A 17,725-nucleotide genomic window follows, 5' to 3' on the forward strand; every position below is an offset into this window, starting at 1 on the left:
AGCAGGGAAGATGAAGCTGATTGGCATCGGCGACAACGTTGTCGATTATTATCAGGACCAGGGGCTGATGTACCCCGGAGGGAACGCCTTGAATGTGGCCGTCGCCGGCAGGCGGAACGGGGCCGAGGCCAGCGCTTATTTGGGCATCGTAGGAGACGATGCGGCGGCGGAGCATGTGGTGAACTGCCTGCGGGAAGAAGGCATCGACCATGCCCGTCTCCGCAGAGCGTACGGTCCGAACGGCGAGGCGGTCGTCGCCTTGAGCGGGGACGGCGACCGGATTTTTGTCGGAACGAACCGCGGAACCCGGATACAGTCCCTGTTGACGCTCCGCCTGACGCAGGACGATCTGGACTATATCAACAAGTTCGACGTCGTGCACACAAGCGTGAACAGCGATATGGAGCACGAGCTGCACCGGCTGGCGCACAAGGCGCTTTCGTTTGATTTTTCCACGCCCAAGCGCTGGGATGCGGCCTATTTACGGCTGATTTGTCCTTATTTGACCTATGCTTTTTTCTCGGGCAGCGACATGTCTCCCGGTCAAATCCGTTACTTGTTCGAGGAGGTTCACCGGTTGGGCGTCCGGGTGGCGGGGGTGACGAGAGGAGCGGAGCCGGCGATGTTTTCGGTCAACGGCGCTGTCTACAAGCAGCCGCCGGCGGCCGGCGGCGCGATCGTCGATACGATGGGGGCGGGCGATTCTTTCATCGGCGCCTTCCTGACATCTTACCATGAGCATCGGGATATGCATGAGGCGCTGCTCCGGGCTTCCCGGTCGGCGGCTCTCACCTGCGGGCATTACGGCGCGTTCGGTTACGGCAAGCGAAAATAACAACAAATTCAGGAGGCGATGGCCATGACAAATTCCATGCCTTATACCAAGGCCGATTCTCAACTGCATCAAATCTTCGAGGCTTACAAACAAAGAACGATTAAACGCGTATTTTTCGTGGCATGCGGCGGCTCGTCCGCCCTGATGTATCCAAGCAAATATTTTCTGGACCGCGAATCCAGACACATTACTTCCGAAGTGTTCAGCTCCAACGAATTCATTCACCGGAATCCGCAATCCTTGGACGAGCATTCGCTGGTCATCTTGTGTTCGCACAAAGGCAAGACGCCGGAAACGACGGAAGCCGCCAAATTTGCCAAAAGCAAAGGCGCCCTGACCGTATCGCTGATGTATGTGGAGCATGCTCCGCTGGCGGACGAATCCGACTTTATCGTCAACTACAGCTGGATTTCGGCAGGCCATATGGAGCCTCACCCGGAAATCATGAACTATGCGATCCTGTATAAATTGTCCATGGGGCTGCTGTATATCAAAGAAGGCAATCGTAAATACGAAAAGCTGCTGAGCAGCTTGGACAACCTGGGCGGCGTCTTTGAAAAGGTCATGAAGCAGCATGAGGAACAGGTGAAGGCTTATGCCGAGCAATATAAGGACGAAAAAATCATCTACACGATGGCCAGCGGAGCGAATTACGGGATGGCCTACTCCTTCGCGATTTGCATCTTGATGGAGATGCAGTGGATTCATTCCCATGCGATTCATGCCGGGGAGTTTTTCCACGGGCCGTTCGAGATTCTGGATAAGGATGTTCCGTTCATTCTGCTGCTGGGCTTGGACGAAACGCGTCCATTGGAGGAGCGGGCGCTGGCGTTCCTGGAGCAGTACGGCGAGAAGCGGATTGTGATCGATGCGAAAACGTTCGATCTGACCGGGATCGACGAAGAGGTGAAGGGCTATTTGGCCCCGCTCGTCATCAACTTCGTCCTGCGCATGTTTGCCCTGGCGCTGTCCAAAGCCCGAAACCATCCGCTGGAAACGCGGCGTTACATGTTCAAGGTTCCTTATTAAAACCGGATACGACCGGCAACCGTTCGACGGTCACGGCTTAGCGCGGGCTTCCGCCGGGCTGTGGCCGTTATTTTGTTATCGCTAATCGGACGATATTGCAACAAAAACGAAATATTGTCAAAGAAAATAACGCCAAAGAAGCCGGTCCCATGCAAAGTGTGCTTATTGTCCGAAAGACAGGATGAATTTACAACGAAAACAGACACCGTTACATGGGATGAAAGGTGACACCATAATATAATAGGGCTAGAAAGAGAAACGATGCGTTTGAGCGTGTCGTCTCGGCGGCGGTGGAACAAAGCGGAACGTTTGGATTAATGATAGCGTTATCAAAGTGTTAAGGCTGGGAGAGATACTCATGAATCATGTTCTGCTAAGAATCAGCAACCTGAGCACGGAATTCAAAACGGAAAAGGGCGTATTTCCGGCGGTTAGCGGCGTGGATCTGACGATCAACAAAGGGGAAATCCTGTGTATCGTCGGTGAAAGCGGCAGCGGGAAAACAGTGGCCTCGCTTTCGCTGATGCAGCTCCTTCCCGCCTCTGGGAAAATTGCATCGGGCGAGATCTGGTTCGAAGGCCGGGATCTGCTGAAAGTCAAGAAGAAGGAAATGTCTCAAATCCGGGGAAAGGCCATCTCTATGATTTTCCAAGACCCGATGATGGCCTTGGACCCTGTCTATACTTGCGGCAGCCAATTGATCGAAGCGCTGCGCATCCATAGCAAGATATCGCGTTCCGGCGCTTTCGACAAGGCGTTGGAGCTGCTGAAGCACGTGGGCATCGCTCACCCCGAAAGAGTCATGCATGCTTATCCGCACGAGCTGTCGGGCGGGATGTGCCAGCGGATTATGATCGCCATGGCGCTCTCGTGCAGCCCCAGGCTGCTGATTGCCGACGAGCCGACGACGGCGCTGGATGTGACCGTTCAGGCGCAAATCCTCGATCTGCTGAAAAAGCTCCGGGACGAAATGCACATGAGCATCATGCTGATTACCCACGATCTCGGTGTTGTCGCGGAGATGGCCGACCGGGTGGCGGTGATGTATGCCGGCAAGGTCATGGAAGAAGGAGACGTCAGGTCGATCTTCCGTAACCCGCAGCACCCGTATACCCAAGGCTTGATTCGCTCCATTCCCCACTTGGATCAGGCGAACGAAAAGCTGTACAGCATCAGCGGAGCCGTACCCAGCATCAACTCGATGCCGGACGGCTGCCGGTTCAGTCCGAGATGCCCGGATGCCGCCGAGATATGCGGCAAGGAGGAACCGGCCATGTACCCGACCGGCGGCGGCTGCAGAGCCCGCTGCTGGAAAGCCGATCCGGCCTGGAAGGAGGGCGAAGCGGGATGAACGAGAAGCTGCTGGAAGTCAGGCATGTAAAAAAATATTTTCCGGTCAAAAAGGGTCTCTTCGCGAACCGGCAAGGCTATGTGAAAGCGGTTGACGATGTCAGCTTCTCGATTTTCAAGGGGGAGACCTTTGGACTCGTCGGCGAATCCGGCTGCGGCAAAAGCACGCTGTCCCGCGTTCTGATGCGGCTGACCGATGCCGACAGCGGCGAAATCCGGTTTGACGGCAGCGATCTTTTGAAGCTGAAAGGCAAGGAATTGAGAAGACAGCGCCGGAAAATGCAGATGGTGTTCCAGAAACCGTTCGAATCGTTAAACCCGAGAAGGACCGTAGGCGAGATTATCGGGGCGCCGTTTGAGATTCACGGCGAGGCCGCCGGCCGGGACAAGGAACAAAGGGTGAAACGCCTGCTGGAGCTGGTCGGATTGAGCCCTCACTATATCAACCGCTATCCGCACGAATTTTCCGGCGGCCAACGGCAGCGCATCGGCATCGCGCGGGCGATTGCTTTAAATCCGAAGCTTGTAGTCTGCGACGAAGCCGTATCCGCTTTGGACGTGTCTATCCAATCGCAAATTCTCAATCTGCTGAACGAGCTGCAGCACGAATTCGGTCTGACCTACTTGTTCATTTCCCATAATTTATCGGTGGTCAGGCATATGAGCAGCCGGATCGCCGTCATGTACCTCGGAAAAATCGTGGAGATCGCGGATGCGGGAGAGCTGTACGCCAATGCCAGACATCCGTACACGAAAGCGCTGCTATCGGCGATCCCGATGCCCGATCCCGATTTTGCCAAGGAGCGCATTATTTTGAGCGGCGACGTTCCAAGCCCCGTCAATCCGCCGGCGGGCTGCCGCTTTTGCACCCGGTGCGCGGAAGCGCTGCCGATCTGCAGCGAAGTCGCGCCCGATTTTGTACAAATCAGTGACAAGCATGCTGTGGCATGCCATTTATATGGAAGCGGCGGGGATCCAACCGGTTCTGCGGATAGAGGGGGATCGAAGTGATACGTTATTTGACTGGCAAAATGGCGCTCGTCATCGTTCAGGTGCTGATCGTAGGCACGCTGGTATTTTCGCTGATCCATCTTATGCCGGGCGATCCGGCCGTCCTCGTCCTTGGCACCGAACGGGGAGGAGACGCGGCCGCTGTCGCGGAAATGCGTCATACGCTCGGGTTGGACCAGCCCTTGATCAAGCAGTACGGGGAGTGGCTGGCCCGGTTTGCCCAACTAGATTTGGGCCAATCGCTTTTTGACAAAACCCCGGTCAAAACATATATTTCGCAAAGGCTCCCGAATACGATCGAGCTGGCGCTTGTCTCCATCGTTCTCGCTGCCTTGATCGGAGTTCCGCTCGGCATTGCCGCAGCCTTGAAGCGGCAGAGCGTCCTCGATCTGACCCTTTCGTCTCTGGCGGCCTTGGGCGTTTCGTTTCCCGTCTACGTTCTCGGCGCGTTTATGATTCTTCTCTTCAGCTTCAAGCTTCAATGGCTGCCCGCCAGCGGCTTTGTCGAATTTGCCGACAACCCCGGCAAGCATTTGCTGCGGCTGGCCATGCCTTCCTTGACGCTGGCGCTGGGCTTGGCCGCTTCGATCGCCAGAATGACGCGTTCGTCCATGCTGGAGGTGCTGAACAAGGAGTTTGTCCAGACGCTCCGGGCCAAAGGATTATCGGAGTGGACCATCATTTCGCGCCATGCTTTCCGCAATGCGATCATTCCCGTCATCACCGTCATCGGCCTGCAGCTTGGCAACCTGATCGGAGGCACGGTGCTGATCGAATATTTGTTCAACTGGCCGGGTATGAGCACACTGTTGGTGAAATCGATCGCGAACCGCGATTATCCTTTGATTCAAGGCTGCATCGTCGTCATGTCCGCATTTTTTATCGTCGTGAACATGCTGGTCGATCTGCTGTACGGCTTGATGGACCCAAGGGTGCGCTAAAACGGGAAAGCGGCGGACGGTCGAGTGTTTAACGTAAGGAGTGGGAATATGCTGAAAAAGTGTCTGAGGAACAGAACGTTTGTCATCAGCGTTATCGTTCTGCTTCCGATTCTGGTTATTGCGGCGATCGGGCCGTGGATCGTTCCCCATGACCCGCTGGAAATCAACCCCAATCTGGTGCTGAAGCCGGCTTTGCCGGACCATCCGTTCGGCACCGACGAATTCGGCCGGGACATCTTAAGCCGTCTGATTTTGGGGATACGCCCTTCGCTCACCGTCGCGCTGGGCTCTACGCTGCTGGCCTTTGCCGTCGGGCTGCTGCTCGGCATTGTAGCGGGCTACTTCCGGGGGATCGCGGAGAAAACGGTGATGCGGGCCGTAGATATCGTCCTGTGCTTCCCACCGATTTTGCTGGCCTTGATGGTGGTAGGCTTCTGGGGAGCGGGGATTAAAAACTTGATCATGATTATCGGAATCGTGTATGCGCCGCATTTTGCCCGCATTGCCTATTCATCAACCCTTCAGATCAAGAAACAGGAGTATGTGGAGAGCGAGCTGTCGCTTGGCGCCTCCCATACGCGGGTGCTGTTCGGCTGCATTTTGCCTAACATCATGTCTCCGCTTATCATCCAGATCAGCCTGACCATCGCAGCGGCGATTCTTCTAGAATCGGGGCTCAGCTTCCTCGGCTTGGGCGTCGTTCCTCCCGAGCCTTCGTGGGGGCAGATGATCGGCCAATCGCGGGGCTATATCAGTTTGAATCCGATGTATGCCGTCTGGCCTTCGCTCTGTCTGGGGATCACGATCCTGTCCGTCAATTTGCTGGGAGACAGCTTGAGAGATATCCTGGACCCGAAATTGAACCGTTCCTAGCTTTGGTGATAAGGATTGTCATTCCGAATGACTGTCCCTATTATAAATATTAAAGGGAGGTTTTGCAGCATGTTAAAGCGTTTGTCAAGAGTGGCGGTTTTGATCCTGATCGTTGCGTTGATCGGCAGCGGCTGCGGAGGAGCGGGACAAAATGCCGCCGGGCCGGAAGGCTCGGATAAAGGAGCCGGCCAATCCGGAGGCAGCCTCATCTTCGGTCTGTCCGGCGAACCGACCACCATGGACCCGCTTGTGCAAAACGGGACTCACGGCAGAACGATCAAGCTGAGTCTTTATCGGGGGCTCGTCAATTACGACAAGGACGGCAAGCTGAATCCCGAGCTGGCCGAGTCGTATACGGTGTCGGCGGACAAGAAGACGTACACGTTCAAGCTTCGCGACGCCAAGTTTCACAACGGCGATCCGGTTACGGCGGAAGACGTAAAATACACCTTCGCGCGCGTTGCCAATCCGAAAAACAACGCCACGTTCCGCAACGAGCTGTCCGTCATAGACAAAATCGAGACGGTGGACAATAAGACCGTGGCCATCACGCTGAAAGAGCCTTCTGCCCCCTTCATCCATTATTTGGCACTCCCGGAATCGGTCATCGTATCGAAGAAGTGGACGGAGGAAAAGAACGGCGATTTGAATGCGGCTCCAATGGGAGCGGGCCCGTATAAGTTTGACAAATGGACGAAGGGCCAGGAGTTTGTCGTGAAAAAATTCGAAGGCTATTATAAAAAAGACAAGCCGAAGCTGGACACGATACGCTTCGTCTTTTATCCCGACGAGAATACCAGAGTGAACGCGCTCAAGGCAGGGGACGTGGACTTGATCGATACCGTTCCGTGGAAGGACGCCGTCGCACTGGAACAGGATCCGAAGCTGAAGCTCGACAGCGTCAGCGGGCCGTTCATGCAATTGCAGTTCAACACGCAGTTTGCGCCGTTCAGCGATCCGCGGGTGAGAAAAGCGATCTCCTACGCGATCGATCGCAGCACGATTATCAACACGGCATTTAACGGGCGCGGAAAACCGATCTACGGCATGGCGATCCCGCAGGGCTACATGGGCTACGATGAAAAGTACGAGAATTACTTCGAGCCTAATCTCGAAAAAGCCAAGAAGCTGCTTGCGGAAGCGGGCTATCCGAGCGGCTTCAAGGCCCGGCTGCTGGCTACCTCCCAATTCGCGTATCACCAGCAGACGGCGGTCGCCGTACAGTCCGAGCTGAAGAAGGTCGGCATCGAAGTCGAGCTCGATCTGCCCGATTGGGCGACCCGGGTGAAGAAAAATACGGAAGGGAGCTACGACTTCGTTGTCGCAGGCACGGCCGGCGATATTACAGATGCCGATTGGCTCAGCAACTTCTATACCGGAGGCCCGGCGAGGCTTAACAATTCGGCATTTTTCGACGATGCCGAAATCAACAGGCTGCTGATCGACGGCAGGAAGGAGCAGGACGAGGCGAAGCGGAAAGATATTTACAACCAATTGATTAACCGCGCGCTGGACTTGTCGCCGTTCGTCTACTTGACCTGGCGCGAGCAGGGCTACGGCATGAAGAAAGAGGTCGGCGGCTTCAAGAACATGCCCGGGTTCTTGTCTTTCCAATCGGGGATTACGCTGGAAGACGCGTTTATGAAGTAAGGTCTTGGCCATCAAGGCAGCTCCCGGCACACCGATCCGGGGGCTGCTTGTTTACCCGAAAAATCTTGATGGGGAAGCGGGACTCAAGTACAATAGAACAAACACCGCCTCGGCAGCATGTATCCGGCTTATGTGCCGGAACGGGCAAACGTCACCATGGATGAGGAGGGGAAGCGGATTCTGTATAAGCTGAAGCAGTGGATTCGGGCGCTTTTTCGCAATCTTCAGATTCGGATTATCGTCTCGGTCGTTTTTCTCGTTTTTATCGCCGTATCTCTATCGCTTCATATCAGCTTCAAGCATACGGAGACTTTGTTCGAGAAGGAAACCTCCGATCTGCTGCTGAGCAACCTGGAGCAAATGGGCAATCAGATTGAGGACGTCACGCTGGATATGATGAGACTGTCGAATGTGCTGAGTCTGGACGATATCGTCACGGCAAATTTGAATGCGTTTCCAAGAAATCCGGCTTTCGAAGCGTTCGCTGCAATGAAATCGCCTCTAGAGATGACGCCGGACGATTATTCGCGCATCTCGCGTATCGAAAATCATTTGAATTTCGCCAAAAACAATACGTTTTTCAATTATAACGCCCATATGATCATCGTCAGCTCCGATGGAATTATCAGCAACGTGATGGGAAATGTCGTCAGCGATATCGACAGAAACCAAGAATATTTGAATTTCAAGCAGGAATTCGGCTTGCGGCTGAAGCAGGAAAAATGGTTTGCTTCCCTCGTACGGCATGAAAGCGAGACGGTCTGGACGGTTCCCTTCACTTACCATACCTCGAAATTAAGCGAAGACAAGAAATACGTTTCCCTTGCCAAAACGGTCAAAGACAGATTTACCGGTGAGACGCTCGGCATCGTCATCATCAATGTGGACCTGGATAACTTCGTTTCGCTGTTTACGGTCCGTTCCAAAGGATCGGTTCTGCTGCTGGACCGGCAAAATCAAATTATCAAGAGCTCCGGCGAAGCGCCATTCAGCGATATCGAGCAGGTGAGCAAAGAGCTGAAGCTGTACGGCACCCAAAAAGGGTATAACGTGATCGGGGCAGCCGGCGGCAAGCGGTATATGGTCAATTATTACAATTTGAACCGGCTTGACTGGACGGTCGTCTCGGTGATCCCTTACGAAGACGTGATGAACAGCACGTCAAGCTTGAAAAATAAAGTGCAGACCATCAACTATATCGTGTTCGGCCTTTTCCTTTTATCGAGCGTCGCGCTGATTCTTTATATCACGAATCCGCTAAAGCTGCTCATCCGGGATTTAAAAAAGAAGAAGATCGGCATTTACAGTTTGGGAACGAAGGAGATCGAGTATGCCAACGATGTTAACGGCATCGTCAAGAGCTTCGACCATCTGTTCAAGCGGATCGACGAGCTGGTTCAGAAAGTGATGGAGGAGCAGAAAAGAGAGCAGGAATTGAAATACGAAGCGCTGAAGGCGCAGATCAATCCGCATTTTTTGTTCAATACGTTAAACATCATTAAATGGACGGCCATGATGAACGGGGCGGCCAATGCGTCCAACATGATTGCCGATCTGGGACGGCTGCTCGAGGTCAGCATGAAAAAGGGCGAAGAGGAAATTACGCTGAAGGAAGAAATGCAGCTGCTTCAGGCGTATATGAACATCCAGAACGCTCGTTACAACGACAGCTTCGAGCTGGTCTTCGACATCGATCCGCAGCTTGAGCGGCACAAAATCATGAAGCTGCTGCTTCAGCCGGTTGTGGAAAACGGTATCCTGCACGGGTTGAAGAACAAAAGGTCCGGCGGCCGGATCGAGCTTCGGGCCGGCTTGCATGAGGGTCGCTTGCGAATCGATGTGGCCGACAATGGGGAAGGCATAACGCCGCACCGGATCGCCGAAATTTTCAACGAGGCCGGCGAAGGGCAGGGGCATCGGCATAAATTCAGCGGCATCGGGCTCCGAAATATTCACGACCGGCTGCGGCTCAAATACGGCGAGCCTTTCGGACTGCAGCTTGCGTCAACTCCCGGGCAAGGAACGACCGTGTCCGTAACGGTCCCGGCGGAACCGGGCACGGAGGAGACTTCATCTTGAGGCTTACTGGGAAAAGGAGGACGGCCTATGCTCAAGGTCATGATCGTGGATGACGAAGCGCTCGTCAGAATCGGGATCAAATCCTGTATCGAATGGGAGAAATACGGTTTGGAGTTTGTCGGGCAGGCGGAGGACGGCATACAAGCGCTGGAGCTGATCGAGGCGGTCCGCCCCGATCTCGTGCTTACCGATATTTTAATGCCGAATATGGATGGTCTGGAGTTGATCGAACGGTTGTCGGCCCGGTTTCCGCAGATCAAGATCGTTGTTCTGAGCTGCCACCATGAGATGGACAGCGTGAAGAAGGCGATGCGCCTGGGGGCGGAGGATTACATTCTGAAGCTTTCGATGAAGCCGGACCAGCTTTTGGAGGTGCTGCTCAAAGCGAAGGCGCAGGTCGAAAAGGAACGGCTGCAGAACGAAGAGAAAATCACGTTTGAATCGGTATTGAGAGCCAACAAGCAAGTCATCAAAAACGGTCTGTACAAAAAATTAATGAGCGGCTCGATTCCTTACGCCGAATTCCAGAAAGAATCGTCCATTATGCAGGTCCGGCCGGAATTTACCCAATATCTTGTCATGTACTGCGCTATCGACGACTATGACGACGCTCCCGCGAAAAGCAGGATGAGAGACAGCCATCTGCTCAGCTCCTCGTTTCTCAACATTTTGCAGGAAGGACTTGCCGACTATGCCAAAGCCGAGTTCGCCGAGCTGGACGAGGGGGAATATTTGATTCTGCTGGACGCCACGGTCCTTCGGACGCCCGAGCATCCCATCCTATCGGAGCTTTTTCAGAAGGTGAACCGATCGTTGAAGCGTTACCTGAATATTACCGTATCCTTGGTCGTTTCGGGAAAAACCGGCAGCCTAAAGGAGGTTCCGGCGCTTTACGCTCAAGCGAAACAGGCGTCCGGTTACCGTTTTTACCGGGGAAAAGCGTGCCTGATTTTTGCAGGCGACGTGCCGGAGTTCACGGATAAGGAAATTATTTTCGGCCTGGAGGAAGAGAAGCGGCTGATCGATCATTTGAACGCCAACGATTATGACGGGGTGACATCGGTGGTCAACCGTTTTTTTCACAGCATTGCGGCGCATGGGGCCTATCATCCGATGCGGGTGAAAACGTCGCTGCTCCACGTGCTGTATATTTTCATGAAAGTTCTTGAGCCTTATCAAGAGCACTTGCGGTTGATTGACGACGAATCGGACACGAAATGGTCGGAGATGATTTTGGACGCGGAAACGCTGCACGATATTAAAAGCTCCGTCGACGGGTTTATCGGCGGGTTCATGCAGTCGATGCTTTCCGTCAAGGGCCAGACGGCGAGAGCCGAAATTATGAGTGTAAAGCGATATGTATGCGAGAATATCGGGCAAAACATATCGCTGGAGGAAGCCGCGAAGTATTCCAATATGAGCCGGAGTTATTTTTCCTACCTCTTTAAGAAGGAAATCGGCGAGAGCTTTACCCATTTTGTGAACCGCACGAAGATGGAGAAAGCAAAAGAGCTGATTATAAACCGGAACCTCAAGGTGTACGAAGCGGCGGAGAAAGTCGGGATTAAGGACGAGGCCTACTTCAGCAAGCTGTTCAAAAAATATATCGGGGTAAGCCCCGGGAAAATAAAAGGAAAAGGAATGTGAAGGCAGGACAGCGTGTCCCGCTTTTCCTACTCTAAAAAAAGAACCCCGTCATTACGGGGTTCCGTGCGATTTGAGGACAAGCCGCTTCACGAAAGTAATATCCGGCTCGAACCATCGTTTGGCGTGGGCTTCGACCCATGGCTGCGACAGCAGCCAGACGATGCCGAACCCGGCGATAATCGCCAGCCCTTGGCTCCAGGGGGTCTGCAGGTAGACGTAAATCCCTGCCGCGAGCAGCGATTTCAGAATGAAGGCATGGAGCAGAAAGACATACCCCGTCCGTTTTCCCCAATCCGTGATCCGGCTGGCCGCCCAAGGCACCAAGCTCAAAAAAGCGAGCGAAGCGGCCACCTGCACCCCGTACATCCCCAAGCGATATATACCGGCGTACCACTCCGGATGACCGGCCTCTGCGTAGGTGAAGCTGCCGTACAGCCAACGCGGATCGATTCGTCCGCCCAGCCAGAAGAAGCAAATGACACCTAGGCCGAGAAGGACGGCGGGCATCCGCAGCCGTTTGACTATGGTTTCCCAATGCTGCGGCAGGAAGTAGCCTGCCAGGAAGAACGGAAAGTATACCAAGGTCCGCGATACGCTGAGCCAAGCCCCGGGCCAAGGGAGGTAACCGACGGCGATGCCAAGCAGCAGCGAGACGATCAGCGGGTGGCGCATATGAACGAACGCGCGCAGCAGCAGCCTCCAGCAAAAGTGGCTGAGCAGGAACCAGAGCAGCGAGTAGGGCATGAAGAACGAATGAATCACGCCTTTGGCTTGAAAGAAGACAATATCGGCCAAGCTGTACAGCGTCTGGAACAACACATATTGATAAGCAATCGTGCAAAGCCCGTCGATTCCGGGCCGGTCGAGACGGAAGCTTTTGGCAAAGTAGCCCATTGCCAGAGCGAACATCGGAATATGGAATGAGTAGATCGTCTCGTAAAGGGCGAACAACGGCGAGCTCCGATCGATCATCGGTTCGATGGTGTTGGCTGTGACGACGAAAACGATAAGCAAAAATTTCATATTAAGCGCATAAGTGTGAAGCGATGGTGCGGAAGCCTTTCCCACGGGAAGTCACCTCTATATGTATACTGTGCTGTCTGCCGGCTCTCTCGCCGCATTGGAGCGGCTGCAGCCGGCTCCTCGTCTTGAGCATACCTCTTTCGATGCGCCGGAGCAGTGAGAAGGATCACGGCTCATTGGTGATCAAAGTCACAGACATTTCTCAGTCGCAAAATCAATCGGAGTGACGATGCCAAACTTCACCAAATCTTCATCCGATCCTCATCTTCTCTTCATGAAAGAGAGTCAGGGCGATGCTACAATCAGATTATGAATTTAGACCTAATCTAAATACAAATCATGAGGAGGAATCATCCATGAATGAACAATTAACGGTACTGTTGAACAACCAAATCGCCAACTGGTCTGTCTTGTACGTCAAGCTGCATAATTACCACTGGTACGTCAAAGGCCCTCAGTTTTTCACGCTGCATACAAAATTCGAAGAGCTGTATACGGAAGCGGCGCTGCATGTAGATGCGCTGGCCGAGCGGCTGCTGGCGTTGGGCGGCAAGCCGGTTGCGACGATGAGCGGAAGCCTGCGGCTCGCCTCGGTTCGCGAGGCGGAAGGCGAGGAGACGGCGGAGCAGATGGTGGCGGCGCTGGTGAACGATTTTACTCTGATCATCGGGGAGCTTAAAACAGGCATGAAATACGCCGAGTCCGTGGAGGACGAAACGACGGGAGATCTGCTGTTGGCCATTCATTCGAGTCTGGAAAAGCACGTCTGGATGCTGAATGCGTTTTTGGGCAACTAATTCAAGCGGTAAGCTCAAATATCGCAGTTCTGTGGCTCTGCCTTCCGGAGCGCGGCTTGGACAATCGGCTTGCTTCTATCGTATGATGAAGTCATAGATATGGAAGAAGCTGTATTGGAGGAGATCAGAACGATGAAGCCGCGTTCCAAAAAGATAGGGTACTTGCTGGCCGGAACGGCCCTTGCCGCCGCTTGTGTGGTATTGGTCGCATACGGCGGCGAGCCCCCTGCATGGCTGCTCGCGTCCGGGAAGGGCACTGCGCCGGAGGCTGCGGAAAAACAAGCCCCGGTCCGCCGCGAAATTCTCGATTTTCATATGACCGATCTGGATAAGGGCCGGATTCGTTATACGGACGGCACAAGCAGTGTGACGGAAGACGGAGGCGCCCATTGGACGGAGCCAGCCTCGGGCCTCCCGGATGCAGCGGCATCCGGTACGAACGGGTCAAGCGCTTCGCTAACCGATGGCAAAAAGCTCACGACGATTGCCTACCAAGCTAAGGATTACCCGGTGAAGCAGTCGCAATTTGTCACCAACCGGGTCGGCTGGGCACTTGTCTCGGCCGGAACGGAGCTGGCCAATCCGCTGCTGGTAACGACGGACGGGGGACAAACCTGGCATGCCGAGGTAACGCCCGCGGTGAAGGATGCGCTGCAGGAAGAAAAGCAGCGTCAGCAGCGGATTAGCCGGGAAACGGCTTTGTACGCTTCTCCCGAGCAAGCCAAGAAGGTGATGGATACCGCCTGGACACTCCTGCCGGATACGGCGAGTCCCGGCGACGTTGTGCTGGTACGTCACGATAAGCCCGGAGAAGTCGCTTGGCAGGGGAAGACGTACGAGCTGCGGCCGTTCGAGGCCGGATATTTCACTTACCTTCCGGTGCCGATGAAGACGAAGCCCGGCTCGTATCCGATCGGCGATCAGACGCTGAAGATCAAGGATAAAAAGTTCGAGACCCAACACCTCAAAGTATCGAAGCAGATGGAAAGCATGCGTCAGGACACGAAACGAATCGAAGCCGACCAGAAAAAAATCGATGCCGCGCGAAGCAAGTCGGAACCCGCGTTCCTGTTCTCCGACCCTTTTATTCAGCCGATCGAAGGGATATTGACGACGCCGTTCGGTCATACCCGCTATGTGAACGGCAAGTTTGCCAGCTCCCATACGGCCATTGACTTGGCGGCCAAAGAAGGCACCCCGATTAAAGCGGCGAATGACGGCGTCGTAGCGTTGGCGGACAATTTCTATTTGACGGGCAATACGATCTATATCGATCATGGAATGAATCTGTTTTCCCAGTATGCGCATTTATCGAAGCTTCAGGTGAAAACGGGAGACCGGGTGAAGCGGGGCGATATTATCGGGCTGGTGGGCTCGACCGGATTCTCGACGGGACCGCACCTGCATTTTACGTTCTGGGCGCACAACGTTCCGGTCAATCCGAATCTGTTCTTTAATGCGACTCCGTTTCAATGGCTGAAGCAGGAGCCCCAATCGCGTTAAGCAGGCAAGCCTGCTGCTTTCCGGAAAAGGTCCGGCGAATAGCACCGAGGCTATGCGCCGGACTCCCGAAGCAGCTGCGAAATGTGACCGGATAACTTCCGCAATATGTCTATCGGAAGCCAAGACTTCTGTCGCCCTTCTTATATACTACAGGCTATGAATTACATAGATTAACATATATTATTATTTATCCATCAACCATTGTAAAATAAACCTTATCAAAAAATAAAGACAAGTGGAAAGGGGGAGTCAGAGTGGAAACGACAGCTAAACAACAAACAGGAGAGAAACTGATGCGAGTCCTCGTTTTCACACTGGTTATCTCTGTCATGAGCGCAACGATGTTCAACATCGTGCTGCCGCAGATTGGGGCGGAGTTCCGGCTAACGCTTGCGCAAGTCAGCTGGGTCTCGTCGGTCTATATGCTGATTTACGCGATCGGTTCGGTCACCTACGGGAAGCTGGCCGATAAGTATAAGCTCAAAAATTTGCTAACATTCGGGCTAATCTTCTTCGCGATAGGTTCCCTGATCGGGTTAGCTGCGCAGACGTACTGGATGGTACTCCTCGGCCGGATTTTGCAGGCTGCCGGGGCGTCGGTCGTGCCTGCAACGGCCATGATCATCCCGATTCGCTACTTCCCGCTGGAGACGCGCGGCCGCGCGATGGGCATTGCGGCCGCCGGGCTGGCGCTTGGCGGAGCGCTCGGGCCGACAACCGCCGCTTTGATCGTCAGTGTCGTGCATTGGCGCTGGCTGTTCCTGCTGCCGGTCTTGGCGCTGCTTACGCTCCCGTTCTACCGCAAGTATCTTGACGACGAACCGGGCAAGGCCGGGAAAATCGATTGGCTGGGCGGCGGTCTCCTGGCTATTACGGTAGCACTGGTGCTGCTGTCCGTGACGAACGAGGCTTGGCTTCTTGCAGGCTGTGCATTGCTTACGCTAGGATTGTTTATCGCGCGCATTCGCTCTGCGGCCGAACCGTTCGTCCAACCCCGGCTGTTCCGCAATAAAAGCTACTCTTATGGGCTCGCGATCGCTTTTGTGGTGAACGGGGTCGGATACTCGCTTGCCTTTTTGAGCCCGCAGCTTTTATCCCTCGTCAACGGTCTGGCTCCGGGATTGGTTGGCTTCAGCATGGTTCCGGCTGCCATTGCGTCGGCGCTTCTGGGCAGAACAGGCGGCAAGCTGGCGGACGATAAAGGCAATCCGTTCCTGTATTTCACAGCCTCGGCGCTGCTGATTGCGTGCTTTGTCCTTCTGTCGACCTTTGCGGGAATTTCGCCGATCGCGATTGCCATTTTCCTGATCTTGGGCAACGTCGGGCAGACGTTCATGGTCGTGGCTTTGTCGAACACGATTTCCCGGACGCTGCCTAAGGACCAGACCGGCGTGGGGATGGGGCTGCTCTCGCTGCTGAACTTTATCTCCGGCGCTCTTGCCGCCGGCCTGTACAGCAAGATGGTCGATCACGGTTCCGCGATGCAATGGAATCCGGCGAACATGTCCTTGAATCACAACGCGTTCGTATTCAGCAATATTTATACGGTGCTCGCGCTTCTTCATCTCGCGACGCTGGCCTTCTACTTTTTTCAGTTCGGTAAGGTGATGCGGAAAAGCCGTGCCGTGGAAGGGTGAACGAACGGGGCTGCTATGATACACGCAAGACTTTGTGGTATTCAGAGTTGGCTTCGCGGCTCCGGCGAGACGAATTGAATATCGCGGACATCGGCGTCTGCTGCGGCGAAGTCGAGCAGTCCGCGACCTTCCTCGGCCAAGGCTTCGCAGTCTTCTCCGGATAACGGCTCGAAGGGCTCGATGACCAGCGTGGCGGTACGGCGCTGGCGCACGATCCTCCATATCCCACGGACGAAGCCGTCAATGAGGATGGTGGACCGAATGATGCCGTTCTCGGTGAAAACAAGGGGGCGGTACTCGTCGGCCAGGATGCGCGTTCGATCGGCATAGGACAAGAGCATGTTATCGAACTCGCCCAAAAAGCGGGGCGGCGCCGGAGTATCCGGAGCGGGGAGCGGCGCGCCCGGCACATCGAACAGCTCGCTGCCGTCCTCACTCCTGTAAACAGTTAAACTCGGCCGGAGTCGGTCGATCGTTTCGCGCAGCCGGGTTAAACCGGACCACACTTGCATGTCTTTAACGGTGGCCGGTCCGAATGCGGCGAGGTACCGGAGAATCGTCTCCTCCAGCGATGGAGCCGAGGCTAACGACTGCCCCAGCCAGGCTTCCGCAGAGGTGTGGGCGGCTTGACCGCCGTCGCCCCAGATGCCGCGCGGCGGGACTTGAACAAGCGGCACCAAGGCGCGTACGGCGTTGGCGAGTGCGGCGGGTTCGCGGTCCGGCCACTGCTCGCGCAGCAGCTTGCCAAGCTCGCCGAGTGTCAGAGGCTGTTTCTCGACCAGTATCCGGCCGGCTGCCGCGACCGCTTCAAGATCAAGCCCCGTCAGACGCCGTCCGTAGCTGCCGCTGAGACCGCGTTCGTAGACGGACTGCATCAACGGACGCAAGATCAGGCTGTCGCGGGCGGTAACCAGATGAATGGTGGAACGCATCAGTGCGATGCGAACTGCTCGCCGGTCCAGGAGTAAACGCGACAGATCCTCATGACGGAATCCGCGCAGCCGCGTCCACAGCCCGAAATAAGGCGGGTTAGGTGATTGAGCCTGCATGCCGACCAGATGCGCTAGCGCATCTTCTACCGGCATGTCCGCGCGCTGCAGCAGCAGTTGGCGCGCGAGCAGGGCACGGTTCAAGGCGCGGGCTCCGAGCACGGGACGCAAGGTTTCCCCGAGAGGGCCGTTTGCAGTGTTTGGCTGGGGTTGTATTTGCACGAGATGAAGACCTCCTTAACAGCGCAATCAAGCTGTACTATCCTTTAATTCCTATTATATCTTGGTAATCCTGACAGCAGCATGTCCGTTTGAAATTGCTTATAAAAAAACGACCGCCCCCTTGGGAATCGTCCGAGCA

14 protein-coding genes are annotated in these 17,725 nt (G+C 54.9%); 12 read left to right on the forward strand and 2 right to left on the reverse strand.

Translation table 11 applies throughout. The annotated features are described in order from the left end of the window. The first annotated feature begins 10 nt into the window (after positions 1-10). The 9 genes from KQX66_RS03595 to KQX66_RS03635 all read left to right on the forward strand — a co-directional run bounded on the left by KQX66_RS03595 (position 11) and on the right by KQX66_RS03635 (position 11,415). The gene (locus KQX66_RS03595) at positions 11-835 is read left to right on the forward strand and encodes a PfkB family carbohydrate kinase (protein ID WP_216789865.1); all 825 of its coding nucleotides are present in this window, start codon (positions 11-13) and stop codon (positions 833-835) included. Positions 836-859: 24 nt separating this feature from the next. Continuing rightward, positions 860-1,864 carry an SIS domain-containing protein gene (locus tag KQX66_RS03600; protein ID WP_373948194.1) on the forward strand — a complete coding sequence of 335 codons (1,005 nt, stop codon included), beginning with the start codon at positions 860-862 and terminating at the stop codon, positions 1,862-1,864. Positions 1,865-2,222: 358 nt separating this feature from the next. Next, on the forward strand, positions 2,223-3,215 hold the full coding sequence (locus tag KQX66_RS03605; protein WP_216789869.1) for an ABC transporter ATP-binding protein: 993 nt from the start codon (positions 2,223-2,225) through the stop codon (positions 3,213-3,215). Beyond that, the gene (locus KQX66_RS03610) at positions 3,212-4,225 is read left to right on the forward strand and encodes an ABC transporter ATP-binding protein (protein ID WP_216790470.1); all 1,014 of its coding nucleotides are present in this window, start codon (positions 3,212-3,214) and stop codon (positions 4,223-4,225) included. Before KQX66_RS03605 ends, KQX66_RS03610 begins: the two co-directional genes overlap by 4 nt. Next, positions 4,222-5,166 carry an ABC transporter permease gene (locus tag KQX66_RS03615; protein WP_216789871.1) on the forward strand — a complete coding sequence of 315 codons (945 nt, stop codon included), beginning with the start codon at positions 4,222-4,224 and terminating at the stop codon, positions 5,164-5,166. The genes KQX66_RS03610 and KQX66_RS03615 overlap by 4 nt, the downstream gene beginning before the upstream one ends. A 48-nt stretch (positions 5,167-5,214) precedes the next feature. Continuing rightward, positions 5,215-6,039, forward strand: coding sequence for an ABC transporter permease (locus KQX66_RS03620; protein WP_216789873.1), 825 nt, complete (start codon positions 5,215-5,217; stop codon positions 6,037-6,039). A 69-nt stretch (positions 6,040-6,108) separates the two neighbouring features. Beyond that, positions 6,109-7,689: an ABC transporter substrate-binding protein gene (locus tag KQX66_RS03625; protein WP_216789876.1), complete on the forward strand. Its 1,581-nt coding sequence runs from the start codon at positions 6,109-6,111 to the stop codon at positions 7,687-7,689. 132 nt (positions 7,690-7,821) lie between these two features. Further along, positions 7,822-9,768 (forward strand): cache domain-containing sensor histidine kinase, encoded by a 1,947-nt coding sequence (locus KQX66_RS03630; RefSeq protein ID WP_216789878.1) that lies wholly within the window; start codon positions 7,822-7,824, stop codon positions 9,766-9,768. 27 nt (positions 9,769-9,795) lie between these two features. After that, complete coding sequence (locus tag KQX66_RS03635) at positions 9,796-11,415, forward strand: response regulator transcription factor (protein ID WP_216789880.1); 1,620 nt, start codon at positions 9,796-9,798, stop codon at positions 11,413-11,415. 51 nt (positions 11,416-11,466) lie between these two features. Here the strand turns inward: KQX66_RS03635 and KQX66_RS03640 are convergent, their stop codons facing one another. Then, positions 11,467-12,483: an acyltransferase family protein gene (locus KQX66_RS03640; protein WP_216789882.1), complete on the reverse strand. Its 1,017-nt coding sequence runs from the start codon at positions 12,481-12,483 to the stop codon at positions 11,467-11,469. A gap of 311 nt (positions 12,484-12,794) precedes the next feature. Here KQX66_RS03640 and KQX66_RS03645 point away from each other — a divergent pair, with 311 nt between their 5' ends. The 3 genes from KQX66_RS03645 (at position 12,795) to KQX66_RS03655 (ending at position 16,375) form a co-directional block, all read left to right on the forward strand. After that, positions 12,795-13,235, forward strand: coding sequence for a Dps family protein (locus tag KQX66_RS03645; protein WP_216789885.1), 441 nt, complete (start codon positions 12,795-12,797; stop codon positions 13,233-13,235). A gap of 132 nt (positions 13,236-13,367) precedes the next feature. Further along, positions 13,368-14,738 (forward strand): M23 family metallopeptidase, encoded by a 1,371-nt coding sequence (locus tag KQX66_RS37755; RefSeq protein ID WP_284439776.1) that lies wholly within the window; start codon positions 13,368-13,370, stop codon positions 14,736-14,738. 254 nt (positions 14,739-14,992) lie between these two features. Beyond that, entirely contained in the window at positions 14,993-16,375 is a 1,383-nt protein-coding gene (locus tag KQX66_RS03655; protein WP_216789890.1) for an MFS transporter, read from the forward strand. Positions 16,376-16,416: 41 nt separating this feature from the next. Here the strand turns inward: KQX66_RS03655 and KQX66_RS03660 are convergent, their stop codons facing one another. Continuing rightward, on the reverse strand, positions 16,417-17,586 hold the full coding sequence (locus KQX66_RS03660) for a winged helix DNA-binding domain-containing protein (protein ID WP_216789892.1): 1,170 nt from the start codon (positions 17,584-17,586) through the stop codon (positions 16,417-16,419). Positions 17,587-17,725 lie beyond the last annotated feature (139 nt).

It is taken from the genome of Paenibacillus oleatilyticus (genome assembly GCF_018998565.1).
GTDB lineage: Bacteria > Bacillota > Bacilli > Paenibacillales > NBRC-103111 > Paenibacillus_G > Paenibacillus_G oleatilyticus.